Genomic DNA, 1,344 nt, shown 5'->3' with positions numbered 1-1,344 from the left:
TGTGATGTCTCAAGACATCGGCGACAGGTGAACCCACGATTCGTGGGTTCACCTGTTCTTTTTGGGGACGGGGCCGGGTGGTCTGCCGGTGGGTTGGTAGTCGCGGTCTGGGTCGAGGGTGAGTTCGCGCAGGAGTTCGCCGGTGGCGGCGTCGACGACCCTGATCTGTTGGTCTTGAACGAGGAGCAGGACGTGGGTTCGGGCGTGGGTTCGGCCGATGCCGATGTGGTGGAGTTGTCCGTTCATGCGGAGGGTGACGACGCCGGTGTCGTCGAGGCGGTCGGTGCGGACCCGGTCGTGGGTGTGGCTGGTCCGGTCGGTGGTGGGGCCGGCTTTGGGGCGGGTGGTGTAGGCGGTGGCTGGGGTGGCGCGGTGAGTCAGGGATCGGTGCGGTCGGCGGTGGTTGTATTCGTCGACGAAGATTTCGAGCAGGGCCTGTAACTCGGCGATCGTGGTGGGTTGGGTGGGTTTGGCGCGCAGCCACTTCTTCAGGGTCTGCTGGAACCGCTCGACCTTCCCGCAGGTGGTGGGGTGGTTCGGTCGGGAGTTTTTCTGGGTGATGTTCAACCGGCGCAGTTCGGATTCGAGCCCGTTGCGCCCGCCCTTCCCGCCGGACAGCCGGGTCGTGTAGACCATGCCGTTGTCAGTGAGCGTCGAGGCTGGAATTCCGTACTCCGCAACGGTTTCCAGGAACGTCGACACGACGATCGGGCCGGTGATCCGGGGGTGGGCGGTCACCGAGAGGGCGTAGCGGGAGTGGTCGTCCAGCCAGCTGATGACCTCGACGTCCCGGCCGCCACGTAGCCGGTAGTGGGTGAAGTCGGACTGCCAGCATTCGTTGGGCTGGTCGGCGGCGAAGCGCAGGTAGGACGACCTGGGTCGCTTTCCCGGGTCGGGGACGACTGCGCCGGCTCGGGTGAGGATCCGGTGGATGGTCGCCCGCGAGAGTCGCACCTGGTGGTGGTGCTGCAGGTGCCAGCCGATGGTGTCCGCGCCGGCATCCAGACCGGCCTCGGCCAATTGTTTGCGCAGCCGCAGTACCAACTCCACCGTCGCCGGCGCAGTCGCCCCGGGCGAGGTCTTCGGTCGTCGGCTCCGGGGCTCGAACGCCGCCTCACCCTCGGCCAGATACCGGGCCTTCAGCTTGTAGACCCACGCTCGGTGCACCCCGTACCGCCGGGCCACCTCGGCAGCGGACTGCCCCTCCACGAACAACGCGGTGATCACCAACCGAGCCTTCGACATGCCCGAGCATCCAGCCCACCACGCCTGTCGCCGATCACCCGAGACACGTGTCGCCTATGTCGTGAGACACCTGTCGCCGATGTCCTGAACCACAACACC

The 1,344-nt window shown here is 66.7% G+C and carries 1 protein-coding gene; it reads right to left on the bottom strand.

Annotated features, from left to right (window positions below):
- Nucleotides 1-48 precede the first annotated feature (48 nt).
- On the bottom strand, nucleotides 49-1,245 hold the full coding sequence (locus tag AB0M51_RS42630; protein ID WP_363754692.1) for an IS481 family transposase: 1,197 nt from the start codon (nucleotides 1,243-1,245) through the stop codon (nucleotides 49-51).
- Between the last annotated feature and the right edge of the window lie 99 nt (nucleotides 1,246-1,344).

The organism is Kribbella sp. NPDC051137, assembly GCF_040682535.1.
Classification (GTDB): Bacteria; Actinomycetota; Actinomycetes; order Propionibacteriales; family Kribbellaceae; genus Kribbella; species Kribbella karoonensis.
The sequence above is the reverse complement of the archived record's forward strand: the minus strand, read 5'-3'. Positions and strand labels throughout refer to the sequence as shown.